The 23,803-nt window shown below is 41.3% G+C and carries 25 protein-coding genes; 6 read left to right on the forward strand and 19 right to left on the reverse strand.

Annotated elements, in window-relative coordinates:
* Positions 1–17 precede the first annotated feature (17 nt).
* On the forward strand, positions 18–1,217 hold the full coding sequence (locus BOD01S_RS03455) for a nucleotidyltransferase (protein ID WP_036156146.1): 1,200 nt from the start codon (positions 18–20) through the stop codon (positions 1,215–1,217).
* Here the strand turns inward: BOD01S_RS03455 and BOD01S_RS03460 are convergent.
* Positions 1,214–2,278: a SepM family pheromone-processing serine protease gene (locus BOD01S_RS03460; RefSeq protein WP_036156036.1), complete on the reverse strand. Its 1,065-nt coding sequence runs from the start codon at positions 2,276–2,278 to the stop codon at positions 1,214–1,216. The two genes, BOD01S_RS03455 and BOD01S_RS03460, sit on opposite strands and share 4 nt — an antisense overlap.
* Positions 2,279–2,403: 125 nt before the next feature.
* On the opposite strand from BOD01S_RS03460, the gene BOD01S_RS23180 reads away from it, so the two are divergent.
* The gene (locus BOD01S_RS23180) at positions 2,404–3,243 is read left to right on the forward strand and encodes a hypothetical protein (RefSeq protein WP_052124901.1); all 840 of its coding nucleotides are present in this window, start codon (positions 2,404–2,406) and stop codon (positions 3,241–3,243) included.
* A gap of 157 nt (positions 3,244–3,400) precedes the next feature.
* Here BOD01S_RS23180 and coaD read toward each other — a convergent pair whose 3' ends face one another.
* Genes coaD through BOD01S_RS03480 form a run of 3 tightly spaced genes read right to left on the reverse strand, consistent with a single transcriptional unit; the run spans position 3,401 to position 5,893 of the window.
* Positions 3,401–3,889: a pantetheine-phosphate adenylyltransferase gene (gene coaD, locus BOD01S_RS03470; RefSeq protein WP_036156032.1), complete on the reverse strand. Its 489-nt coding sequence runs from the start codon at positions 3,887–3,889 to the stop codon at positions 3,401–3,403.
* Entirely contained in the window at positions 3,882–4,457 is a 576-nt protein-coding gene (gene rsmD, locus BOD01S_RS03475) for a 16S rRNA (guanine(966)-N(2))-methyltransferase RsmD (RefSeq protein WP_036156030.1), read from the reverse strand. The genes coaD and rsmD overlap by 8 nt, the downstream gene beginning before the upstream one ends.
* 17 nt (positions 4,458–4,474) lie before the next feature.
* Positions 4,475–5,893, reverse strand: coding sequence for a hypothetical protein (locus tag BOD01S_RS03480; protein WP_036156028.1), 1,419 nt, complete (start codon positions 5,891–5,893; stop codon positions 4,475–4,477).
* A 56-nt stretch (positions 5,894–5,949) separates the two neighbouring features.
* On the opposite strand from BOD01S_RS03480, the gene BOD01S_RS03485 reads away from it, so the two are divergent.
* Positions 5,950–6,339: a DUF7147 family protein gene (locus BOD01S_RS03485; RefSeq protein WP_036156026.1), complete on the forward strand. Its 390-nt coding sequence runs from the start codon at positions 5,950–5,952 to the stop codon at positions 6,337–6,339.
* A gap of 1 nt (position 6,340) precedes the next feature.
* On the opposite strand, the gene BOD01S_RS03490 is transcribed toward BOD01S_RS03485, so the two are convergent.
* Positions 6,341–6,613, reverse strand: coding sequence for a YlbG family protein (locus BOD01S_RS03490; RefSeq protein WP_036156024.1), 273 nt, complete (start codon positions 6,611–6,613; stop codon positions 6,341–6,343).
* 208 nt (positions 6,614–6,821) lie between these two features.
* Here BOD01S_RS03490 and BOD01S_RS03495 point away from each other — a divergent pair, with 208 nt between their 5' ends.
* Positions 6,822–7,730 (forward strand): glycerophosphodiester phosphodiesterase family protein, encoded by a 909-nt coding sequence (locus BOD01S_RS03495; protein WP_036156022.1) that lies wholly within the window; start codon positions 6,822–6,824, stop codon positions 7,728–7,730.
* Between the two features lie 38 nt (positions 7,731–7,768).
* Here the strand turns inward: BOD01S_RS03495 and BOD01S_RS03500 are convergent, their stop codons facing one another.
* Both BOD01S_RS03500 and BOD01S_RS03505 read right to left on the reverse strand, forming a co-directional pair.
* Entirely contained in the window at positions 7,769–9,355 is a 1,587-nt protein-coding gene (locus BOD01S_RS03500) for a sensor domain-containing diguanylate cyclase (protein WP_233153100.1), read from the reverse strand.
* A gap of 193 nt (positions 9,356–9,548) precedes the next feature.
* Entirely contained in the window at positions 9,549–9,998 is a 450-nt protein-coding gene (locus tag BOD01S_RS03505) for a YlbF family regulator (RefSeq protein WP_036156020.1), read from the reverse strand.
* Positions 9,999–10,085: 87 nt separating this feature from the next.
* Here BOD01S_RS03505 and BOD01S_RS03510 point away from each other — a divergent pair, with 87 nt between their 5' ends.
* Positions 10,086–10,586, forward strand: a complete 501-nt coding sequence (locus BOD01S_RS03510; protein WP_036156017.1) for a PaaI family thioesterase — start codon at positions 10,086–10,088, stop codon at positions 10,584–10,586.
* On the opposite strand, the gene BOD01S_RS03515 is transcribed toward BOD01S_RS03510, so the two are convergent.
* Both BOD01S_RS03515 and BOD01S_RS03520 read right to left on the reverse strand, forming a co-directional pair.
* Positions 10,539–12,026 (reverse strand): UDP-N-acetylmuramoyl-L-alanyl-D-glutamate--2,6-diaminopimelate ligase, encoded by a 1,488-nt coding sequence (locus BOD01S_RS03515; protein WP_036156015.1) that lies wholly within the window; start codon positions 12,024–12,026, stop codon positions 10,539–10,541. The two genes, BOD01S_RS03510 and BOD01S_RS03515, sit on opposite strands and share 48 nt — an antisense overlap.
* 63 nt (positions 12,027–12,089) lie before the next feature.
* Complete coding sequence (locus tag BOD01S_RS03520) at positions 12,090–13,145, reverse strand: CAP domain-containing protein (RefSeq protein WP_036156012.1); 1,056 nt, start codon at positions 13,143–13,145, stop codon at positions 12,090–12,092.
* Between the two features lie 152 nt (positions 13,146–13,297).
* Between BOD01S_RS03520 and BOD01S_RS03525 the strand changes: the two genes are divergently transcribed.
* Entirely contained in the window at positions 13,298–13,741 is a 444-nt protein-coding gene (locus BOD01S_RS03525; RefSeq protein WP_081978002.1) for a YugN family protein, read from the forward strand.
* 178 nt (positions 13,742–13,919) lie between these two features.
* On the opposite strand, the gene BOD01S_RS03530 is transcribed toward BOD01S_RS03525, so the two are convergent.
* The 10 genes from BOD01S_RS03530 to coxB form a co-directional block, all read right to left on the reverse strand.
* Entirely contained in the window at positions 13,920–14,381 is a 462-nt protein-coding gene (locus BOD01S_RS03530) for a DUF420 domain-containing protein (protein WP_036156010.1), read from the reverse strand.
* 27 nt (positions 14,382–14,408) lie between these two features.
* Positions 14,409–15,323, reverse strand: coding sequence for a cytochrome c oxidase assembly factor CtaG (ctaG, locus tag BOD01S_RS03535; RefSeq protein ID WP_036156008.1), 915 nt, complete (start codon positions 15,321–15,323; stop codon positions 14,409–14,411).
* A gap of 321 nt (positions 15,324–15,644) precedes the next feature.
* Complete coding sequence (gene cysC / locus BOD01S_RS03540) at positions 15,645–16,238, reverse strand: adenylyl-sulfate kinase (protein ID WP_036156006.1); 594 nt, start codon at positions 16,236–16,238, stop codon at positions 15,645–15,647.
* Between the two features lie 10 nt (positions 16,239–16,248).
* A complete protein-coding gene (gene sat / locus BOD01S_RS03545) occupies positions 16,249–17,388 on the reverse strand; it encodes a sulfate adenylyltransferase (RefSeq protein WP_036156004.1) in 1,140 nt (379 codons plus the stop codon).
* A 29-nt stretch (positions 17,389–17,417) separates the two neighbouring features.
* Positions 17,418–18,482 (reverse strand): inorganic phosphate transporter, encoded by a 1,065-nt coding sequence (locus BOD01S_RS03550; protein ID WP_036156002.1) that lies wholly within the window; start codon positions 18,480–18,482, stop codon positions 17,418–17,420.
* Positions 18,483–18,494: 12 nt separating this feature from the next.
* On the reverse strand, positions 18,495–19,196 hold the full coding sequence (locus BOD01S_RS03555) for a phosphoadenylyl-sulfate reductase (RefSeq protein WP_036156000.1): 702 nt from the start codon (positions 19,194–19,196) through the stop codon (positions 18,495–18,497).
* Positions 19,197–19,487: 291 nt separating this feature from the next.
* The gene (locus tag BOD01S_RS03560) at positions 19,488–19,829 is read right to left on the reverse strand and encodes a cytochrome C oxidase subunit IV family protein (RefSeq protein WP_036155998.1); all 342 of its coding nucleotides are present in this window, start codon (positions 19,827–19,829) and stop codon (positions 19,488–19,490) included.
* A 1-nt stretch (position 19,830) separates the two neighbouring features.
* Complete coding sequence (locus tag BOD01S_RS03565; RefSeq protein WP_036155995.1) at positions 19,831–20,457, reverse strand: cytochrome (ubi)quinol oxidase subunit III; 627 nt, start codon at positions 20,455–20,457, stop codon at positions 19,831–19,833.
* Complete coding sequence (locus BOD01S_RS03570) at positions 20,457–22,388, reverse strand: cytochrome c oxidase subunit I (RefSeq protein WP_036155993.1); 1,932 nt, start codon at positions 22,386–22,388, stop codon at positions 20,457–20,459. Before BOD01S_RS03570 ends, BOD01S_RS03565 begins: the two co-directional genes overlap by 1 nt.
* Before the next feature lie 38 nt (positions 22,389–22,426).
* Entirely contained in the window at positions 22,427–23,491 is a 1,065-nt protein-coding gene (coxB, locus tag BOD01S_RS03575) for a cytochrome c oxidase subunit II (RefSeq protein ID WP_036155991.1), read from the reverse strand.
* Positions 23,492–23,803 lie beyond the last annotated feature (312 nt).

A 23,803-nucleotide genomic window follows, 5' to 3' on the forward strand; every position in this document is an offset into this window, starting at 1 on the left:
CAGGGAGGTGCATGGATTTGCAAGCAGTCGGACTTGTAGTAGAATATAATCCCTTTCATAATGGACATTTCCACCATGTGCAGGAAGCAAAACGTCAAACAGGAGCTGAAATCGCTGTAGCGGTCATGAGCGGTCAATTTTTGCAGCGCGGAGAGCCTGCCCTTGTCGATAAATGGACACGTACGAAAATGGCTTTAGCAGGTGGAGTGGACCTTGTCATTGAGTTACCGTATGTTTATAGTACAGCGCTCGCAGGCGAGTTTGCGCGTGGCGCTATTACCCTCTTGGATGCGATAAAATGCTCCTCCTTTGGTTTTGGGAGCGAACAAGGGACCATTACACCCTTTCTCAATACTTTTGAATTAATTAACTCTAACCGTCAACAATACAATGATTCGATTCAAGCGGCTATGAAAACAGGTGTCAGCTATCCAAAAGCGCTTCACCAGGCATATGAAAAATTGACAATCGGCCAGCCAGACCAATACATCGATCTATCTCAGCCCAATAATATTTTAGGTTTCCACTATATAGAGGCTGCCCATTCAATCAAGAGTACGATTCAGCCGATGACGATCCAGCGTATCGGAGCAGGCTACCACGAGGATGCCGACCGTACAAAACACATTGCCAGCGCTACAGGCATCCGCAAAGCATTGTCTGAAGGACAGGACATTGCCCAGTTTGTCCCTCCTTCCTCTTATAAATTATTGGAGGAATGGCTGACTAAACACGGTGCCTTTATGAGCTGGGAGAGATTATGGCCGCTATTAAAATACGCTATCCTCCGTCATACACCGAAGCAGCTGACCATCTTTGCAGACGTACAGGAAGGGCTTGAAAATGCACTTATCAAGCATGCAAAGGCAAGCAGCACATATCAGGAATTTATGACAAACCTAAAGTCCAAACGCTACACATGGACGAGACTGCAGCGTATGCTGGCACACATTTATACAGGCATTACAAAGGAGCAGCTACAGGCATTTACTTCACCTTCCTATATCCGCCTCCTAGGGATGACAACAGAAGGACAGCGTTATTTATCCGTAAACAAGAAGAACATTGAACTTCCGCTTATTAGCCGTGTTGCTTCTACCAAGGATGAAATGCTGGCTCTTGATATGCAGGCAACAACGATGTACGGATTAGGTATGGAATTATTCAGCAAACAAAAAATAGACGAGGATTTGAAAACCCCGCCTATTCGTATTTAGCTTTTCGGCTGTAACTTATCCAAGTAGTCAATTGCATCATCAACAGTCTTCACCGGTACGATTTTCATAGTCGTACCGATTTCTTTTGCTGTTTTAACGGCTGCCTCATAATTTGATATATAATCTGGATATTTTTTTCTTACCTCTTCGGTAACTTCATCATCCGGAGCAAAGAAAATCTCCATTCCTGCTTTGTCAGCAGCTACTACTTTCTTTTCAATCCCGCCGATTCTTCCTACTGTTCCATCTTCTAGCATCTCACCCGTTCCGGCAATCGTATATCCTTTTGTCAAATCTTCATCCAGAAGCTGATTTAATACTTCCAGCGTAAACATAAGGCCTGCAGATGGACCGCCGATACTTTCTGTATGGATATTCACTTTCGGATCGGTTTTGATGGATTTACTTTCCGTAAATACAATACCGAGCCCAACTCTTCCGTCACTTCCCGGTATTTCCTTCAGCTTAATCATCTTCGTCAGCAGCTTACCATCACGATTGACGACAAGCTCTATTTCTTTCTGTCCTGCTGCTTGTTTTTTCTCTATTCCTTCAGCAAGCATCTGCTGGCTTTCAATGCGCTCCCCGTCTATCTCCACAATTTCGTCGCCAGCCTTCAATAATCCATCGGCAGCTCCACCAGTAATAATATTTAGAACATATACACCCTTGAATGTGACTTGATAGTCTAAATGAGCACGTGAAAAGGCTACATAAAGTGCATTAAATTGTGAATCGGTCATCAATTTTAATTGACGCACATTATATTCTTCATCATCTTCTTCCTCTTGACGAACTTGATCCATATATAAGAGTTCATAATAGTCCTTGAATTTGGCATATATATACGTTAGTGGGGTCGCCTTCGACATGGAGACCGTCATTAAACTAAATGAGCCTTCATCATCTTGGTCACCATTTTGAACATTCACATATTCAGAAACGTTGTATGCATGACCTGGCTTCATAACATATAGGTTTAATGGATATAGCACGAGGAAACCCGCTAAAAGAATGCCGATAAAGATTGTTATTAAATATGGTAAATTACTTTTTTTCATTGTTCGAGACCCCCCTGCATGTTGGACACGATAAAAACGCTGATGTGCATATATTAGTTTAGCACTTCATACTTTAGATGACAAAATATTGAAAAGAGCGGATCTTTATAATTTTAACCTTCCAATTGATTGTTTGTTCTCTTCTGCTGGTGCTGCTGCTCCTCTTTCCCGGAGTAGCTCATGAAGGCGCTGATATCGGCGTGGCGCTTTTTATGGATTCTTTATTTCCTTATCTGCTTGCCTATTTGATATTGACAAGCTGGCTTTTAAAGCTCACTTCACCAATACCATTAAGCGGTCGTCTTAACTATTTAAAAATATACATATTAAGTGCACTGGGCGGCTTTCCGACAGGTGCATCGATTATTGCTCAATTAAGAGAACGAGACGAGCTATCAGAAAGACAAGCTTCCATCCTCCTAGGCATCTGTCATTGCCCAAGCCCGTTGTTTGTCATTGGCTTTGTTGGACAAGATTTGCTCGGTGATACTGCCTTTAGTGTACGATATTTACTCCTGCTTCATGTATTTTCATTGATATTACTTTTTTTCCTACCGGTTTATACGAAAAAAACAAAGCCTCCGTCTATCGTACGTAACGCTTTTACGTCGAGCATTAAGGAAAGTGTACCTACTGTATTAGTTGTCGGTTCTACCATCATTTTCTTCTCCACAATTTACACTGTGCTCTATAATTTGGCAGAACCTTTATTATCATCCGGTCAGCTGCTGTTTTTAGCGGCATCGCTTGAGATGACAAATGGCCTCCATGAGGCTCACACACTGATGAGCGGAGATTTATTGCATCTAGTCATTGTCTTATTTTTAACAATGCAAAGCTTAAGTATCCATCTGCAGGTAGCCGTCATTGCAAAAGCTGCCGCTATCCCGCTTTCGAATTATGTATGGATGCGTATATTCTATTCCATCGCTATCCCGTTTCTTTACTTTATTATGTTTATCTAGGTTCATCACCGTGTGATAAGGTTAAATTCCATTCCGGCCGGACAACTTTCCTGAGGCACGGCTCCAGCTAAATGATTTTAACCATTGGATTGTCCGTAATATCAAGAAAAATAAAGCTGTCCAGAAAGTTTTATCTTCCCGGACAGCTTTATGCTGTTTATTTTATTTCAAATTTTCCTTTTAATGCTTGTTCGACCTCGCGAGGTACCAGTTCACTCACATTTCCCCCGTATTTCGCCACTTCTTTCACAATACTCGAGCTTAGGAAGGAATATTGATTTTTAGTCATGATAAAAAATGTTTCAATATTTTCATCAAGCACCCGGTTCATCGATGTAATCTGCATCTCATATTCAAAGTCAGAGACAGCACGTAACCCACGGACAATTGCTTTTGCATTTTTTTCCTGTGCATAATCAATTAACAGACCTGATGAACTTTCAATTCGGATATTCGTAAATTGCTTTGTCACCTGCTCAATTAGCTCTATCCGCTCTTCTACCGAAAATAAAGGGTTTTTCGATGAATTATTCAGCACGGCTACATAGACTACGTCAAATACATCTGCAGCCCGTTTAATAATATCTAGATGTCCATTCGTAATCGGATCAAAACTCCCTGGTACTACTGCAATTTTTTCAAACAACGCTTTCTCCCTCTTCCTCTCGTCTACGGTAAATCGATATAATTGTGCTACCGTATGTTTCTTGTCGAGTACAGACAAATGCACCATAACTTGAAGGGAGCTGTATTTCTGTCGAGTGCTCGCAGACAATCGTTGCATTTGCCGTTAATTTTTCCCCTTGTACAAGTGTTTCCACTAAATCATAATAATCCTTTTTATGGTAGGGCGGGTCCAAAAATAAAAAGTCTATTTGTATATCCCGCTTGAGGAGTGCCTTTACGGCTCGTACCGCATCTGTGCGGAAGCTCTCCGCATAATCCTCATAGCGGCATTTTTTAATATTATCCTGCAATGTCGCGAATGCTTTTCCGTCCTTTTCCACGAAAATTGCTTTCTCGGCTCCGCGGCTCAGTGCCTCTATCCCCAGGCCTCCGCTTCCTGCAAATAAATCAAGAGCTGTTCCGCCATCAAAAAACGGACCTATCATATTAAAAATTGATTCTTTTACCTTATCTGTAGTAGGTCTTGTTGTCACTCCGGCAATGGCCTTTAACGGCATGCCCTTACGTTCTCCTGCTACAACACGCATACCTCTCACCAAACTTTCTATTGTTGTGCTGCTGTAGTAATCCGAATGGACTGCTCGTCCTTTTGAAGATCTACTAAAAACAGACGTTGCAGCCACGCCTCCTCAATATAGTAATCGCCTGCTACGACTGATAAAGGCGAGGAGGTTGTATTATAACGGCGTTGATTGAAAACATAGAAGCCATGTTCAGCCTTTGGGAAACGGAATACACGCGTTTCACTGTTCACATAGTAGCCATTCGGTCCAACCGAAGTCGTGTAGCCTAACTGATGTAACAATGTATCCGCTGTATATAATACTTTCCCCTCGTATAAAATGACCTTCACATCTTTCGCTTTTTCTTTCCCGATATAAATATTGCGTTTATCGTTGTAAACGAAAGGATACGTCTGCTCAGCGCCTACGTTCATAGAGAAATATTCAGTATAAGTACCCAAAACTGCAGATAGTTCTTTATCTAACACTGAAGCGTTAATCTTGCTTCCTGCCAGTTCTTTTAACCGTTTCTTCCATTGGGCAAGCTGTTCCTCAGACATTTGGCCGTTTACTTCCTCTACTACTGCTTTTGCACGAGGGGTGCCAAATGTTTCACCTGACAAATACATTGCAACCATTTGCTTCAGCCATAATGGGGAGCTGCCAAAATCATAAGACGACTCAATCTGCTTCATTAATACTTCTTTCGTTAGAGCGTCAACTGTCAGCTCCGGCATGAATAACATGCGGTAGCCTTCCTCTTTTTGGTTTACACCACCGACGATCGCTATATGATCTTCAGTCAGCATGGGCAGTTCATCCATCCATTTACTGATCTCTGCCGAAATATTTCCCTTTGCATAAAGCGAAAGTGTGTCTGTTTTTTTCTGTAATACCAGGCTGTCTGTTTGCCAATACAGATCCCGGATCGGTCCTTTCCCACTAAACATAGAGTAATTTACAAGCGCAAGCGACTGTTGACCGATTAAAGGAAGGCCTGTCACCCATTGCCCTGCTACTGTGCTGTCCGTTGAAATATGTACCGTTGAAAATTGAACATCTCCATTTTGCAAAGATGCAAACACATTTTCCATTAACTTATTGGCTGTCAAACCACCTTCTATCGGAATGATATAAGAGATGGATTGTGACCGGTTTTCGCCTGCCTTAAACTTTGTCTTATCTTCACTCAGGCGGGCACAGCTGTGTTCTGTATCTAAAAAACATTGTGAATCTACCGCTGTAGATGGCCATATAATTTTAAGCTCATCATCCGGCAGGTTTTTAAAATGATGGCGGACATCGAGGCTTCCTGCCCGGTACGTAATCTCAATTTCCTGTGAGTACGTATAAGCTTCATTTGTCGGGATATCCTGGTCTGAATACACTTGATATTGCATAAAGAGCATAGCTCCTATCGCAACCAAAAGTGCGGTGAATAAACTTACTGCGACTTTCATGTGCCTGTTCCTCCTGCATCATGATACTATATTGAATGGAAAGGGTGTGATGAATAATGATCCAACAATTTATAGAACTTGGTCAAGGCTACGGCGATGTATACGAGCTATGCGAACTTATTAAGACAAATGAGGCACGCTTCCATGAGGCGTTCATTTTCGTTTCCACTAAGAATGAACAGAAGGTTTGTTCTCTTGCTGTCGCGTTCAAATCTGTAGGCGAAAGCAAATTTATGCCGGTCTACGTATGCAGGGAAGGAATCCCATACAACGAGGACAAGCGTGCCAAACGAATCGGCTTGTTTGAAGAAGCTTTATCTGCTATTGGTAAGCAGGCAAATACGCTTGAAATCAAGCATTCGTCTTTCTTCAAGGAGCCGACTCAATTTTATCAATATTTAATCGGTATATTACGCATGAGCCACTATATCCCGCCTATGCATTAAATTAAAGCCCTATTTTATAATCATATTCTTTTGCTTTATCCGGCTTCGCATTCTCGAACTCGGTTTTTAAAAATGGGCGGAATGATTCGACAACGTCTTTCACAAACGGAAGGCGTTGTAATTTATTTTTGATCGTTTCGACATCTTCTTGATTGCAATACATGGCCACATACTTCATCTTCCGAGATATATAATGAACATGGCCATATTTCCGCAAAGATTTTGCATGCTTCAATTGATGCACATAGACGATAATTCCTTGCCTATCTGTCATGATAAATCCCTCATTTCTTGTTTAGAGCATACCATACACATAAAAATGATAGCAACAGAGTTTAGCTGACAGGAGAGAGGATTTTCCGTTATAATGTAATACAATAGAGTGCTTCCTCGAAAGTTTAGCGTAAATTGGCGCTCTATTCATGTCTTACATGTATATGAAAGCTTTACAAAGGAATACAGTACGTAAGAGGAGGACAAGTATGGGAAAGAAAACGAAAGTCGCACTTGCCATTGCAGCAGCCAGTGCAGCTGTCTGGGCAGGTACAAAAGCAGTAGCAAAGCCACAAAAACGCGAAGATAAAGACGTTCTGAATTTTACAAGACCAATTGTATTGGCACGCCATGGCGGTGGCCACTTGGCACCTGAACATTCTATGCTGGCGTTTAAGAAGGCAGCTGAATGTGGAGTTGACGGATTTAAGGTAGATATCCGTCTGACTAAGGATGAGGAAATCGTCTTGTTCCATGATGCATCTGTGGAAGGTCTAACAGGCGCTACAGGCTATGTAAAAGATTTGACGTTAGCAGAATTGCGTAAACTGAACATCGGTGAAAATTTCGTATGTTTAGAGGGCAATCACCCATATAAAGGGGAAAAAGTAGAGATTGTTACGCTGCGTGAGCTGCTGGAGGCATTTCCTGATAAACTTATATACATCGATATTAAGGATGCTCCCGATACTTACGAAGGCAGCCTGATGCCATCCAAGTTATGGCGCCTGCTTGAAGAGCTCCAGGCGACAGGACGCGTCATTGTATCTTCAAATTACAGTGAACAAACGGATCGTTTCAATCTGTATGCCCAAGATCGTGTGGCGTTAGGAGCTGGCGATTCCGACCTTGCGAAAGCTTACACATCTTTAACGAGCCAATTCGGACACCTATATTCTCCGAAGGTGGATGTATTTGAAACACCATTAAAATCAAATGTAATGAATTTTGATTCGCCAAAATTCGTTAAGTTTTTAGGCGATCTAAACTGTCATGTACTTTATACAGGGATCAATGACCTTGTGACAATGTCTCGTCTTGTCCGTACAGGCGCATCTGGTATTGTTACAGACCGTCCGGATATCGCAGAAACTTTACTAAAAAAATATGCACAATAATAAAAGAAGCTTGGCCCAACTGCGGGGCCAAGCTTCTTTTATAGCGTATTTTCTTCTGTATAGTAAAGTTTCACTTTGTTGCGTCCTTGATGTTTTGCCTGATATAATGCCTGATCTGCCCGTTCAATGATTACATGGGGGGCGGTTCCTGCCTGTGGATAGGCGGCGATCCCTCCAGACATCGTGACTGGTCTGCCACAGGGGCTTTCTGTATCCTCGAGATACTGCCGCAGATTTTCTGCTGTCCTATATGCTTCAGCCTTGGTTGTATTTGGCAATAGCATGATAAATTCCTCACCGCCATAACGACAGCAAATATCCTGTGGGCGGCTGTGCATTCGCATGCTTTCAGCTAGATACTTCAGCACTTCATCCCCGATCGCATGGCCGTATGTATCATTTACACTTTTAAAATGATCCAAATCGATAAGCAATACCGCATACTGCTGCTGTTCTTCCGTCCATCGTATTAGTGTCTCATCCATAGAACGCCGGTTCATCAGCCCGGTCAATGCATCTGTTGTTGATTGGGTTTGATAATGATCAATTCGTTTTTGTAGAAGCGTAAAGGCATGGACAAGGGATTCTTTTAAAACCCGGGCTTCAAAATACCAGCCCTTTACTTTATAAAGCTCTTCAATCTTCACTTTTTTCTGGTCATTCATTGAAAGCAGTGCCATCTGCTGCAGCGGCTTCGTAATAAAAGAAGCAATAATAAGTATGATCAGCAGTGCCAGCAAAACGAACGGCATGGAAATAAGCGCTGCCTTTTGCACTAAGTCGCTAGAAGGAAGCAATGCCACATCAAGCGGCCGCTGGGAAACTATCCCCCACTTTGAAAGCTCGACTGAACTATATCCACTGAGCATTTTTACACCTTTCGTATTAGTTACCTTTTGAGCTCCGCTTTTTCCTTCCATCAACTTCTGAACTATCTCATTATTGGCAACGTTATCCCCCACTCTGCTTGAATCCTGATGGTAAATGATAGTCCCGTCCTCATCCACTACATACACATAAGACCCATCATGATAAAAATGCTCCCCTAACAATTTATGGAATATATTATCATATTCAATATAAATCGTTCCGCCGACAAGCCCCATATACTCACCAGCTGTATTAAAAATCGGCTGGGAAATAAAAATCAACTTTCGTCCTGTAACCCCTTCATACGGTTTTGATATATTCGGCTTTTGCTTTTCCAATGCGTCTCCAGTCTGCTCACTGCTTAATTGAACACCCTTCAGCTCCAATGTAGGCGGTGAAATAGCTAATACAACCCCTCTATTATCTGTAATGGCTACGGAATTAAATATATCCGTCTGGTAGCGCAAACGCTCTACTTCCTGCTGCAGCAATGCCTCATTTTCATAATTTTCCGCAATATAGAAGGCACTAAACTCCAGTGTTTTAAATGTTTCCTCTAAATATGTATTAGCCGTTGTAGCCAGTTTCTGCGCATAGACACGGTTTGTTTCCAATGTATTTTCAATCAATATATTTTTGGATATTTGATAAACACCCCATAAACTACTTGCCACTGTAGATATAAAAGCAAGCATAACAACCCCAGTAATCAAATACCTCAAATGAATTGTAAACCTTTTATTTGAACCTAGCACTAATTAATCCCCTCTATTTACATAATCTTGTACATTGTAAATGAATTGCCTAGGAAAAAAAACATTTTCACGAAAATTTATTAACTAGTAAGGATAATATTTACAATGTAATGTCTTTCTCAATGTCCGTTTACTTCCTCCCCTTTACCCGTTCCAAATAAAAATACAGCAGGGAAATTTCCCTGCTGTATTTTTATGCTGAGCACGAGCATGCTCCTCCTGAACCGCAGCCGCCTGTACTGCAGCCGCTAGCCGTTGAAAAGAACGGATTGCTTACGGGCACCTTGACAGCCTCTGAAACAGATTTTCCAATCATCAAGCTCACTTCATCCAGCAAATCTTGATATTCGTTTTCCGCAACCTTCAGCGCCGCCACTTTTTCGTTTAAATCCAAAGCACGCTTCTGTTCACGTATTTTTTTCATAATTGTATGATAATCCGGGTGGTACTTCCCGAAACGCTGTACATCTTCATAATGTTCCTTTAGCCGGCTGAACGCCTTAATTTGGTCAGAAAGTGCCGCATCCTCATACACAGCCTCGTAAGCAATGCGCAGATTTTGCGCCGGTTCAGATGAAAGAATCATCTCACTTAACTGTTCGGCTTCGTCTAAAATGAATACCCAATCTGAAGTCATCAACATTGAAAACTCCTCCAATCTCTTTCCTATCATAACAGAAATTATGTTACAGTTGGTATAGATAAGATTTAAACTAGGAGGAAAGACATCATGACGACTTCAACAAAAGAAAAGGCTGAAGAGCTTTTACAGCAGATTTTATCGGAAAGCACACCTGAAGATGAGGAAGTACTGATGCACCTGCTTGATGGTTTACGCGACAAACAAACCGGTTTCCATCACCGCTATATTAATGCCGCCCTTCATATGACAGGTGAGTTTTATCCTGACCATAGTATCATCCGTATACCTATTACGCCAGTCATCCATAATACAATTAAGCTGCCTCACGGTGGAATTTTGGCAACAATTGCCGACGCAGCAATGGGGGAGCTTGCTGCCCGATCCATTGAGCCAGGAAAAAATGTGGTGACTACTAATTTACATATTAACTATCTCGCGACAACGACAAATAAGGAACTAATTGCAAAGGGCTCATTCGTCAATAAGGGACGCCGCATGCTGGTGATGGAGTGTGTCATCGAGGATGAAACTGGTAAAAAGCTAGCTACGGCTACCGCAACTTTTTTCGTCATCGAGCCGCGCAAGTAAGGAAGTAACACATTCAATGTCGGAAAACGGGGTCGTGATATTCCCAATTGTCTGGGTACGTTCATGCCCCTTCCCTGCAATGACGATGATATCTCCCTCTTTTGCCAAGCGGAGTGCCTTCTCAATTGCCTCTTCACGCGCCAAAATCATTTCATAGCTTTGGGTAGCAAAAAAACCTTCAGCAATCTGCCGATTGATCACCTCCGGATTTTCGCTTCGGCAATTATCTGTGGTTAAAATAATATGATTTGCATATTTGGAAGCGACAGTTCCCATTTCCCGCCGTTTTGCCACATCCCTTTCCCCACCGCAGCTGAAAACAACATAGATATTTCGTGTATAAGTGTTTTTGACTGTTTGAAGAACCGCCTTCAGCGCATCGGCTGTATGTGCATAATCAACTATTACGTGATAACCCTGCTTACTATGGAATGTTTGCATCCGTCCTTCCGGCAAGGTAAGCTCCGGAATAAGCTCTATCACATCATCAAAGGAAAAACCAAGCATCTTTAATACAGCTATCGTAGCTGCTACATTTGCCCGTTGATGATCTCCTATAAATGGTACAGTTATCACTCGTTCTTTTTGAGCGGTTTGAACCCAGCATGTGCTTTCTGTTTTTCCTTCCGCTAAGGCCTGTAATAATACATCAACACGCCCTTTTAATCCAAAATAGCACTTCTCACGCTTTGTAAGAACACCGACGCTTCTGCAAAAGGAATCATCACCATTTAATACAAGCTTCTGGCTCAGCCCTGCAAGTCGCTGCTTTGCTAATTTATATTGCTCAAATGACCCGTGATCTTCTATATGATCTTCCGCCAAGTTCAAAAATACACCAATATCTATATCACAGTGATCAAGCCGATACGTAGCTAATCCCATTGATGAAGCTTCCATTATGACGTATTCGACGTTTTGCTTTATCGCTTCTAAAAATAATAAGTGTAAATGTTTCGGCTGCAACGTAGTTAGCTGTTCTATATCCGTCTCGAATGGCGTACCATTTAAATAAACGCCATTTGTTCCAATGACAAGTACGCGCTTATTTAATTTTTGAAGCATCTGTCCAATGAAATGGCTGACTGTTGTCTTTCCATTCGTTCCGGTGATCGCTACAATCTTCAATACCTCAGATGGAAACCCGTATAATTTTGCGCTTGCATAGGCGCTGAATTGCAATATATTAGGGACCCAAATCAACGGGACACCGCAAATAAAATCATCAAAGAAGACTTCCTCGTCTACTACAATGGCTTTCGCTCCACGTTCGATCGCCTGGTCAATCCATTTTTTCCCATCATGTTTTCTTCCTTTACGTGCGATAAATAAATCGCCCGGTCTCACTGCTTCCAATGAATCCTCAATACGAACTACTTCTTCTCTTATTGAACCTTTTACCGTGCACGGCCAATCCTTTAATAATTCTGCTAATTGCACGTTACACCCTCCTGTTTTACAGTATGTGGGCGTGCAAATTTTGACACAAAAAAGCGGCCTCTATTAAAGACCGCTTTCTTTAGGTGCATTTTTCTTTATAAAAATTTGCGTATAATAATTGTAATAAACACCTGCACCGCCATGCGTGTATTGTTTATCAAGCATAATGGCCCGGTGATCCGGGGAATTCAGCAGACCATGAACAGCCTCAATCGCATCAAAATAAGCCATTGCTACATTTTCATTTGCCTCTTCATAAGAAATAGAATTTTTATCCATACGTTGTTCTAAAGAGCCGTATGTTGGCGACTCATGGGAAATATAGTTCTGTAAAAACATATCCTCACTATGGGCCATTGCCGTCTCATTTAACGGTTCAGAACGAACGAGGGACTTGGCACCAAATTTTTTTCTGTATATATTGGTTAATTCGAAAAGCTGTTCAGCGCTTGCCTGATTGATTTCAAATTGCTGAAATGAAGAAGGCACCTCCTTTACAATCATCTCTCCGATAAACTGCATTTCATATGGTTGATGAAGGACCAGTGTTTTGCCATCCATAAAACGGACACCGGCTAATTTTCCCTCTTCCTTGTCTATGTATAACTGCGCATATAGTGTATCAAACTTAACGAGTAGACGATTTTTCGTATCGTCTTCGCTCATGGTGAACATATAAATATTGTCACCAATTGTAACTGACACTTCTGCATCCATAATGGTCATTCTGTATACATCCTCAACTGGCTGGCCAATGGTATAAGGGCTTACATCCACGTCCTCCGAGTTAGTATATACTTGTGTAACTTTGCCCTGTTCTATACCAATCATAAGTTGCTCGTATATCCACCATTCATACCCAAAAGCTGTTGCATCTTTTCTCTTTGGCTCTCCATAATTTTGTATCAGCAGATCACTCGGCTGGCCAATCATTGTTGAAATGCCTGTATTCGGTCGTAATAATTCTTCATTATAATCGTTAATATACTGATCAGAAGGAATGGCCTGCTGCAATGTATTAGGCCCTTCAAGAGGAGCATGTTCCTCGTCAATCGTGGCATAATATAAGATAAGGCCTATTACAGTTGCGATGATCAAAATACGGAATAACGCCTTCATGGATTTTCCACCTTTTTTTGTATTCATTGTCTATTATTATAGCAATTTGGTAGCCCCTGACACAATGTTGTCATTGCAACAAATGTAAATTTGCTCTATTATTAGAAAAGAGCACATATAATATGTACGATTTGTTAAAGGAGGATAAAGCAATGTATTTCGAAAATACAAAAATAGAAAATATTGTTGTTGATCAGGAATTTCTAGCGGACATCTTAAAAAAATACGGCTTAGAATGTCACGGGGCCTGGGACTACGACCGTATGACGTTCGACCGCCGCTTCGACGTACGTGAAGGCCGCTTCTATCTACGTGTATTCTGCGACGCAATTTCTGGCGATGTAGGTGCCCATGATGCGACGTTGAAAATCTTGAAACCGGCACTTGGTAAATACTACTATCCACACGGTGTCGAATACACTGACGAAGTATTCCCTTCACACCTTGTCAAAGACTGTGAGCAAATCCTAGATGCTGTTGCAAAAGAATTATCAACATACGGCATTGCTGTAAAAAAGGAAGAGCAAATTCAGGAAGCTATTACAAAAGACTCTGTAAAAGAAGTACCAAAACAACCTGTAGAACAACTAAAATAGTAAACTATTGGCAGCCTGCTAAGGTTGCCTTTTTTGTTGATTTCTTCCCTCGATTGCTTAATATAGGTCGGCCTACTAAAAAGGCTATTGGGGGAGTACCCGAACATCGGCTATCCTGCTTAGCATCAGTCCGCTGTACAATAAAAAGGGATGTCAACAACGACATCCCTTTTATGCATTAAAATCCAAAAATCGCTTTTATGACCGAGGTAGTTTCTCCGCCTTCATAAATAACGTATAACAGCATGTATACTACCACACCAGTAATGGCTGTGAAGAACCAGATAATACTTGTAATTGGACCAATTTTACGGTGAATCTTCAAATTATTTTTATAACCTGTCCAAAGGCTGACAATTCCAAAGACCGCTCCTGTTGTAGCCAAAGTAATATGAAAAACTAAAAAGAATGTATAGTATACTTTCAGTTCATCAGGTCCACCGAATGCCGTATTGCCAATAAATACTGTACGCGTAGCATATATAATGAAGAACACAAGTGCTGCAACACCTGCTGCAAACATTACCTTTTTGTGTGCCTCGACTTTTCCTTTTACAATTAAACCCCATCCAATCGCGACTAAAATGGCACTCAGCACGATGAATGATGTACTAATGGTTGGTAAAATTGGTAAACCCATTTCCCATTCTCCTATTCGTTCTCTAAATTAGTTATATTTTGTACGGTTCTGAAAATCACGTAATGCTTTTTCTGTAATATCTTCTTGATTTGCCCGTTCATTATTCCACCATGCGCTGAATACACGGAACAAAATCGTACCGAAAATTATTTCCTGAATGATTTTCATTAGTACGCCGCCTACTTGCTGATCGCTTACTGGACTCATACTAGTAAACAGCTCCGGACCTGATAAATTCAAACTGGACAAAGTGTCCCCAGGAACACACAGTTCCATCGCTTTTAACCACGATTCCGCCTCCGAAAAAGTCGCATATAAAGGATGCGAAGCAAAAATAATTAATGCACAGGCCGGAGTAATAAGCACAGCGTTCCCTGCGATATAGGCCAGCTTGTTAATATTTTTCATCTTGTGCTGTCCTTCTACTTGATTAAGCAGCGGCCAGTACATAAACAGGGCACTTATAAATAATAAAAATGTATAAATACCGTGCAGCGTCATATCAAGCTTAACGACATCAAAAACTGACGGGAGATGGTAAAAGCTAAACATGAAAACAAAGATAAAAAGCGCTACCAAAGGCTTCGTGAATATTTTAAAGATTGTCCGCACTACAGGAGCTTCCACTACGACTTTCCATACCCACCATGGAATACCTTTAATAATAAATATCGGAACTAATAATAGCAGCAACGCCATTTGGGTCATATGCATTGTAAAGGTAATATGCCCCATCAAATCGATCGGCGAGCCTTTAATAATATAAAGGGAAACCATACCTAAAATAAAGTTTGCCGCCTCACTCTTTTTTAACGGCTCACTCACTTTAAAATCCTTCCTCCACATAATTGTCGTTAAAAAATAGACAACCGTTAAAAAAACAATTACGCCCATTAAATAAGGACTCCATAGCGCCTGAAAACCAAATATACTTAATGACATACGTATGCGCTCCTTTAATTTCAATACCTCCATTATAGAACTGTTGTACGGAGACTTCAATGAACATAGTATGACAATTGCATCTTTATGCCATTCTTAGAAATAAGCAATGCGATAAAAGTATTTAGAAAACCTTATCCAAAAAGCATCGGTAAAAATATACAGCATCCAAGCATTGTTCCCATTTAAAAATCTCTGTATAAATCTTTTTTATTGGCGTTATTTAGCGAAGCAGGAGCATGGCAGCTGCAATAATATGCCAAGTCCTTTTTTATCTTTTCCAACATAAAAAGCGGTCAACGCTCGTTGACCACTCACCTTTTAAATATATCCTTTTTCTGACAAAAAGTATTGCAGCTGTTCGGCACATTCCTCTATCGAATACTTCTCAGTATTGAGAGTAATTTCAGGATTTACCGGTTCCTCATAAGGAGCACTAATCCCCGTAAAGTTCGGAATTTCATTATTGCGCGCCTTCTTATACAAACCTTTTGGGTCACGTTTTTCACATGCCTCTACCGAACATTGTACAAAGACTTCGATAAACTCTCCTTCTGCCACCAAGCTGCGTACTACTTGCCGGTCTTCCCGGTAAGGAGAAATAAAAGCGGTTAGCACAATTTGGCCTCCCTCTACAAAGAGCTTTGCCACCTCTCCAATACGCCTGATATTTTCTTTTCGGCTGACTTCATCAAACCCTAGGTCGCTGTTTAATCCATGACGTACATTATCGCCGTCAAGTACAAACGCCTGTTTACCGTCCTCAAAGAGCCTATGTGCAAAGGCATTGGCTACCGAAGATTTGCCTGATGCCGAAAGACCTGTGAACCAAAGAATAAAGCTTGAATGTCCATTTTTTCTCCGGCGTTCCTCTTTTGTAACAGAGGCTTCATGCCATACAATATTTGTACTCATTTTCTTCCCCCTACACAGTTGCTTCTTCGCGTAATCCGCGGATCAATACATCAATAACCTCTTTACGGCTGAAGGTACTTGGTGGAATTTCGCCGGCTCTAAGCATTTCGCGTACCTTCGTGCCAGATAAAATAACACGAGCTTCTGAACCATGCGGACATGTTTTCGTTGTGGCCATCCCCTCACATTCCGTGCAGTAGAAGCTGTGCTCAAACTTCAATGGTGTAATACCTATTTCCTCCGGCTCAAATACATCAAATAACTTTTGTGCATCATAAGTGCCGTAATAGTTGCCAACACCTGCATGATCCCGTCCAACAATAAAATGCGTACAACCGTAATTTTTACGGACTAATGCATGGAAAACTGCCTCGCGTGGTCCTGCATAACGCATCGCTGCAAGGAATACCCCCAATTGTACACGTTCCTGCGGATAATATTTTTCCAATAACACTTCATAGCTTTCCATACGAATAGCAGCAGAGATATCATCCGACTTCGTTTCTCCTACAAGCGGATTCAAAAAGAGTCCGTCTACAATTTCCAAAGCTACCTTTTGAATATATTCATGGGCACGATGGACAGGATTTCTTGTTTGGAAACCAACAATTGTTTTCCATCCTTTTTCCTTAAAAATATGGCGCGTCTCTTTCGGTTCGAATGTATAGGCAGGGAATGGCTTTTCTGTTTTTTTGATTAGCTTAACAGCACCACCAACATAGATAGAAGGACGCTCAAATAGTTTCGCTACACCCGGATGGGCTTTATCCTCCGTCCCATAGACAGCTTTTGCCTCTCTTTCTTTATCGGGCTCATAAATATCTCCGACTGTCAATGTTCCATATACAGCACCGTCCTGAACGAGCTTCACTTCTTCACCCTTTACGAGTGTTTGCGCCACCGCTGGATCTACAGGTAATGTAATAGGAATGCTCCATACAAGTCCAGAGGCTAGACGCATATTTTCCACAACTGTTTCGTAGTCTTTCTTATTTAAAAACCCTTCGATTGGGCTGTAGGCACCAATACCAATCAGCTCTAGGTCACTTAATGCAATGGCATCAATTTCTATTTCCTTTAACAACGCCGTTACATCTGTTTCCGGATAATAGACGTCAACTAATTTTCCACCATGTGGTTGTAAGCTCATTTCTTATTCCTCCAATTTACTTAGTAGGTTTAAATTCCAGAACCTTCATCATTAAATGTTTGTGCCTCTTCCCTCACTATTTTCATTAAGCTCATAGAACCAATAATGGCGATTGCAATGCTTGCGAGCACAATAATTGAATAAAAATCACTTTCTATAAACAGTTTTACGAGCATGTAAGAAATGGCTAATGAAAAGACAGGCGATACTATCCAGATTCTGAAAATTTTCTTTACAATATTTTTATCAAACACTTTTGCTCCATTTTTAGCTACACCTAAGCCGATAATGCCAGATGAAGTGACCTGTGTTAAAGGTACCGGTAAGCCAAAGACTGAGCTGATGGCTACCAAAATCGCACCGGTACTTGAAATTAAAATACCTTCCGTTTTTTCGTACCGGGTAATTTTCTTACCATTCGTTTCGAGGACACGCTTGCCTAACACCAAGGCCCCTATGCCGACAAAAATACCGCCAATCCAGATTCCCTGGGGTACTGACATAATACTGGCACCGACCAGCGGCCCCACTGCATTTGCCACATTGTTCATGCCTGCTGAAAAAGCTTCAAAAAAGCCCGCCAAAATCAGCAAATATGTAAAGAGGGGGCGATCCTTCAGACGCCCGTTTCCTTGATAGAAATACAGTACCTTGCCCCCTATGAATAATATGAAAAATGCGACGACAGGAATGATTACCCAAAAAGCCATAATATACAGTAACTTATTTATAAAAAGGATTTTATAGGCCATGCCGACACCAACAATCGCGCCGACCGTTACTTCACTTGTCGATAACGGAATACCCATTAAATTTGCGATAAATAACGTGCTTGTTGCTGCAATTAGAATAATAATGACAAGCTTAACCGTAATGATACTTTCAGGGATAATACCGCCGCTAATTGTTTTAACGACTTCTCCTCCTCCAATAACGGCACCTAATAATACGCCAATGGCACAAAGAAATAGAGCAAGCCGCGCATTCTTAATGGCTCCTGATCCATATGCCACTCCCATAGAAGCTGCAGCTCCACTCGCTCCTATATTCGCTGCAAAAAAGAGCGCAATTCCAATTGCAATGTATTCGAGCATGCAACTCCTCCTTTAGCCGTGTAGGCCGCACTCCGTTTTTCCTTGGCCAGACCAGCGTCCAGAACGCAGATCATCCATTGTAAAGGCTGGTTTTGTGCAGGTTTCACATCCTATACTTGGATAACCTTTATCGTGTAATGGATTGTACGGAAGATCATGTTTTGAAACATATCTCCATACATCCTTCCATGTCCAATGGATAAGCGGACATACTTTAATTGACTCAAATCGTTTATCTAAATTGATAAATTCTACATTTGCCCGGGTCGGTGATTGTTCCCGGCGCAAACCGGAAATCCATGCTTTGGCACCCTTCAATGTTTCATTCAGCGGTATAAGTTTCCGTATATTGCAGCATTGATTAGCATTACGCTCCCAAAGGGCTGGTCCGTATTCTTTTGCCTGCTCCTCCAGTGTTAAAGAAGGCTTTTTCAATTCAATGCGGAGCTCGGGATATTTTGCCTTCACTCGCTCAATTGTTTCATATGTTTCTTTAAAATGAACATCTGTATCTAAAAATACAATTTTAGCATCAGGTTTTACTTTTGATATACAATCGATTAGGACAATTCCCTCAATGCCAAAACTGCATGCATAAACAATTTCCTCACCATATTGATTATAAGCCCACCGCAGAACCTCCAAGGCTCCTTTATATGTGTCATCTACTTCGAATTCCAGCTCAGGCTCCTGCCAGGTAGAATAAGTTAGCATCTTTTTCCCCCCTATATACATAAAGAGGCGCTTTAACGCCTGCATATCGCCTGCATTAAAACGCCTCTAGTTTCTCTAGTCAGCAATTTTATGTTCTCTTTCCATTGAACATGATCGACAAGCCTTTGTTCAAGGAGGAGGATTTCTTAAATATTAGTATACTATACATTACCTATTAGTCAACTAGGTTTAAGGTAAATTCTGAATTTATTATTTATTTAGAATCCATCGTTGTTTCCTTCAAGAATAAAAAACGCCCCCAGCTTGTGCTGGAGACGTTTATGGAGTGGATTACCACCAAATGATTGTCAAGAACGCTACGAAGAACGTAAAGGCGATAAATCCGCCACCCCACATAAAGAATGTAATAACACCCATATGCGGAGCATCTTTTTCTTCCATGTGCATGAAAGAATAAAGCTGCTGCACTACCTGAACTCCTGCCAGTAAAAGAATAAGAGGCTTAATAAAGTTCGGTGAAAAGTCTGCTACTACTGCTGCAAAGGCAACAAAAGTCAGCAAAATCATAATCGCAAACTGCATCACTTGCTTACGCATATGCTTTGCATTTCGAGCGCGATCATATTCATACTGGGTTTGTGAACGAGTTTCAAAATGAGTATCGTGTGCCATATTATCCCAACACTCCCATCAAGTAAACTACTGTGAAGATGAATACCCATACAACGTCGATAAAGTGCCAATAAATTGAAGCAGCAAAGAACTTCGGTGCGTTGTATAACGTTAATCCACGCTTCGCGTTACGAAGGATTAATCCTGTAATCCAAACTAAACCAATAATAACGTGTAGACCATGCGTTCCTACAAGTGTAAAGAAGGCTGAAGAGAACGCTGATTGTGTATAGCCAAATCCAATGTGAACATAATGCTGGAACTCATAAATTTCTAATGCTAAGAAGCCAAGTCCTAAAAGAACAGTAATGGCCATCCAAGTAATAACACCTTTGGCATTATGATTCTTCATATGATACATTGCATAAACAGAAGTTAATGAAGATGTTAGTAATAGCATTGTCATCATAAATGCTAATGGCAATTCAAACAGGCCTTGTGCACTGAATTCCATACCAGCAGGTCCTTGATCCTTCAGTGCCAGGTATGTGGCGAACACACTCGCAAATAATACTGTATCAGATGCAAGGAAGATCCAAATCCCTACGAACTTGTTTTTCCCTTCCATTGTAGCCGTTTCGGCATGCTGCGGCCAGTTTTGTGGAGTAAATTTTTGATTAACGTCCATTATCGTTTACCCCCTTTTGCACGGAATTCAGCAAGTTCCTTCTCGACTTGTTCTACCTCTTCCTTATGGACGTGGTAACCATAATCATCTTTGACTGAACGTGTGATCATACAAAGTACTGTAAGTCCAAGACCACCGATTAGTAGCGCTAATGACAAGCCTGGTGATACGCTTTCTGCAGTACCAGCTTTTGCCTGGTCTCCCCATGGGCTGTAAAGTGCACCAAATGCTGCAATGAATGTACCAATCGACATGATGAATGGTAAGATCGAGTTGTTTGGCATGTGGATATCGCCCATTGGCTCTGCATATACCATTCCCTCTTTATTACCTTCTTCTTTTTCAATCCAGTACGGATCATATCCACGAACAAGTGGAAGTTGTTTAAAGTTATAGAATGGAAGCGGTGTTTCAAGCGCCCATTCAAGAGAACGTCCATCGCCCCAGTAATCACGACGGTTAAGTGGCGGCGTTTTAATAGAAATCAGGACGTTGATTACAAGTAGGATTACCCCAAGACCCATCATTAATGCACCGATTGAGGAAATGAAGTTGAATGTATCCCATCCTTGGTCTGCCATGTAAGTGAATACACGACGTGGCATACCCATTAAACCTAAGAAGTGCTGTAAGAAGAATGTTAAATGGAAACCAATGAAGAAGATCCAGAAAGTAAGAACTCCCAGTTTCTCATTTAGCGCACGGTTGAACATAATCGGCCAGTAGAAATGAGCTGAGCCGAATAACGCTGTCACGATACCACCTACAATTACATAGTGGAAGTGAGCTACGATAAAGTAAGAATCGTGTAATTGGTAGTCAAGCGGTGCAGCTGCCTGCATAACCCCTGTAACACCACCCGCAACGAATGACGGGATAAAACCAAGTGCATATAGCATTGGTACTGTAACCTTAATGGAACCGCCCCAAATAGTCAGGATCCAGTTAAATACTTTCATACCTGTTGGTACAGCAATTGCCATTGTCGCTACCGCAAAAATAGCATTGGCAGTAGCACCAAGTCCTACTGTGAACATATGGTGGGCCCAAACCATGAACCCTAGGAAACCGATTAAGATTGTTGCGAATACCATCGAAGAGTATCCGAATAGACGTTTACGAGCAAATACTGGAATGATTTCAGAGAATAAACCAAACGCAGGTAATACTAAGATATATACTTCAGGGTGACCAAAGATCCAGAATAAGTGCTCCCAAATAATTGTATTACCACCCATTGTATGATCGAAGAAGTTTGCTCCAAACATACGATCCACTAACATTAGGAATAAACCTGCTGTAAGAGGAGGGAATGCAAATAAGATTAGTGTACTTGAAACTAAAGAAGTCCAAGTAAATAGTGGCATACGCATGAACGTCATACCAGGTGCACGCATCGTAATGATTGTTACGATGAAGTTAATACCTGAAATTAATGTACCTGCACCAGAAATCTGTAAACCTAGTACATAGAAGTCAATACCATGTCCTGGTGAGTATAAAGATAATGACGCATATGATGTCCACCCTGCGTCAGGGGCCCCACCTAGGAAGAACGATAGGTGAAGGAATACCGCACCAAAGAAGAATAACCAGAATCCAAGTGCGTTAAGGAACGGGAATGCAACGTCACGCGCCCCAATTTGTAACGGGACGATAGCATTCATAAAAGCAAATAGTAACGGTGTCGCTGCTAGGAATAGCATTGTCGTACCGTGCATTGTTAATAATTCGTTAAATAGGCCTGCTGAGATGAAATCATTATTCGGAATCATCAATTGAACGCGTATTAATAGCGCCTCAAACCCAGCAATTGCGAAGAACAGTGTACCGGCAGCTAAATAAAGAATGGCGATCTTCTTATGATCGACAGTCGTTAAGTAGTCCCAAATGTGTCCCCCGAAGCCCTTTTTCTTAGCGACAGAGCTCACAACTTTAACCTCCCTCAAAAGTTTCTCTCTAATATGAATCAATCTTCAACAGATAATGTCATTAAGTACTCAGCAATCGCTTTCGCTTCTTCTTCAGTAACCGAGTATTTACCAGTCATTAAGTTGCCTGGTTTGTAATTTTCAGGATCCATAATCCAATTAGTTGTTTCTTCAACACTATGCTCTAAGAAACCAGCCGTACGGTTACGGTCACCGAAAGCAGTCAAGTTTGGCCCAACACCCGCGCCAGTAACAGCTGATACTGCGTGACAGCCTAAACAGCTATTCGCAAATGCAGCTTCTCCAGCATTTGAAGAGTTAGGATCTGCAACATTACCTTCTGTAGCTTGCATTGCCGCTACCCAAGTATCGAATGCTTCAGGATTTAATGTTTTTACTTTGAAGTCCATCAAAGCGTGGGAAGGACCACATAGCTCAGCACATTTACCATAAAATACGCCGTCTTTTAAGCCTTCTGATTCTTCATCGAACTGCAGATAGAATTTGTTTAAGTTATCTACGTTTGTATCCATCTTACCACCAGCAGCCGGAATCCAGAATGAGTGCTTTACGTCAGCAGCCAGCAGGTTGAAGTATACTTTCTCTCCAGTAGGAACAACAAGCTCTTGCGCTGTGATAATTCCTAAATCAGGATATTCGAATTCCCACCAGTATAATTTTGCAGTTACATTGACAGTAAGTGCAGTTTTGTTTCCTTCTTCATCCACTTCATCCGCTGCAGCAACATCTGCAAACTTATAAGTGGCTGTTAACGTAGGAACAGCTAAGATCAGAAGTAATACAATTGGAATAACTGTCCAGATTACTTCAAGAGTATGGCTACCCTCTACTTGTTTCGGCATGAAATCTTCGCCTACTTTAGAACGGCGGAATTTAGCAAACGCAAGTAAATAAATAACTGAAACAACAATAACTACTAACGCCATAATACTTACTGCTAAAATTAGAATATTTAACTGTTCTTGCCCTACCGGTCCAGATGGCTTAAGCGTTGAGATATACTCTTCGCCGCAAGCAGAAAGGAAAACAGTTAAAACTGATAGCAATGCAAACAGACGCCATTTTTTAAGCCCTTTCATCATAGCTTAATAAAACCCCTCTTTCTTTGTTGTATTTCCATGTGCAACCAGGACTGTGGTTTAGTTCTATGTGAATTCTTGCCAATTAAGAAAGAATTCCTACCTTTAGCTTAACACTGAATAAACCATCTTAATAGCACATCCTTCACTCACTTATATAATAAATGAACAAAGTTTGTCCAATTCTGGTTTTCCCAGCCAAAGCCAATGGAAGCTGCCAGCAGCTATCCATGTAGTTTTCTCGTCGAACGCCTCCAGCTATAAGAACTATCTTCGCTAGTCTTCACATGTCGGCACCTCGCCGCAAATAACAAA

The organism is Lysinibacillus odysseyi 34hs-1 = NBRC 100172, from assembly GCF_001591965.1.
GTDB classification, from domain to species: Bacteria; Bacillota; Bacilli; order Bacillales_A; family Planococcaceae; genus Lysinibacillus_B; species Lysinibacillus_B odysseyi.

Excerpts from the sequence above, each read along its gene's own strand:
- BOD01S_RS03460 (WP_036156036.1), bottom strand. The coding sequence starts at position 2,278 with ATGAAAAAAAGTAATTTACCATATTTAATAACAATCTTTATCGGCATT.
- rsmD (WP_036156030.1), bottom strand. The coding sequence starts at position 4,457 with ATGCGTGTTGTAGCAGGAGAACGTAAGGGCATGCCGTTAAAGGCCATT.
- BOD01S_RS03480 (WP_036156028.1), bottom strand. The coding sequence starts at position 5,893 with ATGAAAGTCGCAGTAAGTTTATTCACCGCACTTTTGGTTGCGATAGGA.
- BOD01S_RS03485 (WP_036156026.1), top strand. The coding sequence starts at position 5,950 with ATGATCCAACAATTTATAGAACTTGGTCAAGGCTACGGCGATGTATAC.
- BOD01S_RS03490 (WP_036156024.1), bottom strand. The coding sequence starts at position 6,613 with ATGACAGATAGGCAAGGAATTATCGTCTATGTGCATCAATTGAAGCAT.
- BOD01S_RS03495 (WP_036156022.1), top strand. The coding sequence starts at position 6,822 with ATGGGAAAGAAAACGAAAGTCGCACTTGCCATTGCAGCAGCCAGTGCA.
- BOD01S_RS03505 (WP_036156020.1), bottom strand. The coding sequence starts at position 9,998 with ATGTTGATGACTTCAGATTGGGTATTCATTTTAGACGAAGCCGAACAG.
- BOD01S_RS03510 (WP_036156017.1), top strand. The coding sequence starts at position 10,086 with ATGACGACTTCAACAAAAGAAAAGGCTGAAGAGCTTTTACAGCAGATT.
- BOD01S_RS03520 (WP_036156012.1), bottom strand. The coding sequence starts at position 13,145 with ATGAAGGCGTTATTCCGTATTTTGATCATCGCAACTGTAATAGGCCTT.
- BOD01S_RS03525 (WP_081978002.1), top strand. The coding sequence starts at position 13,298 with ATGTATTTCGAAAATACAAAAATAGAAAATATTGTTGTTGATCAGGAA.
- BOD01S_RS03530 (WP_036156010.1), bottom strand. The coding sequence starts at position 14,381 with ATGGGTTTACCAATTTTACCAACCATTAGTACATCATTCATCGTGCTG.
- ctaG (WP_036156008.1), bottom strand. The coding sequence starts at position 15,323 with ATGTCATTAAGTATATTTGGTTTTCAGGCGCTATGGAGTCCTTATTTA.
- cysC (WP_036156006.1), bottom strand. The coding sequence starts at position 16,238 with ATGAGTACAAATATTGTATGGCATGAAGCCTCTGTTACAAAAGAGGAA.
- sat (WP_036156004.1), bottom strand. The coding sequence starts at position 17,388 with ATGAGCTTACAACCACATGGTGGAAAATTAGTTGACGTCTATTATCCG.
- BOD01S_RS03550 (WP_036156002.1), bottom strand. The coding sequence starts at position 18,482 with ATGCTCGAATACATTGCAATTGGAATTGCGCTCTTTTTTGCAGCGAAT.
- BOD01S_RS03555 (WP_036156000.1), bottom strand. The coding sequence starts at position 19,196 with ATGCTAACTTATTCTACCTGGCAGGAGCCTGAGCTGGAATTCGAAGTA.
- BOD01S_RS03560 (WP_036155998.1), bottom strand. The coding sequence starts at position 19,829 with ATGGCACACGATACTCATTTTGAAACTCGTTCACAAACCCAGTATGAA.
- BOD01S_RS03565 (WP_036155995.1), bottom strand. The coding sequence starts at position 20,457 with ATGGACGTTAATCAAAAATTTACTCCACAAAACTGGCCGCAGCATGCC.
- coxB (WP_036155991.1), bottom strand. The coding sequence starts at position 23,491 with ATGATGAAAGGGCTTAAAAAATGGCGTCTGTTTGCATTGCTATCAGTT.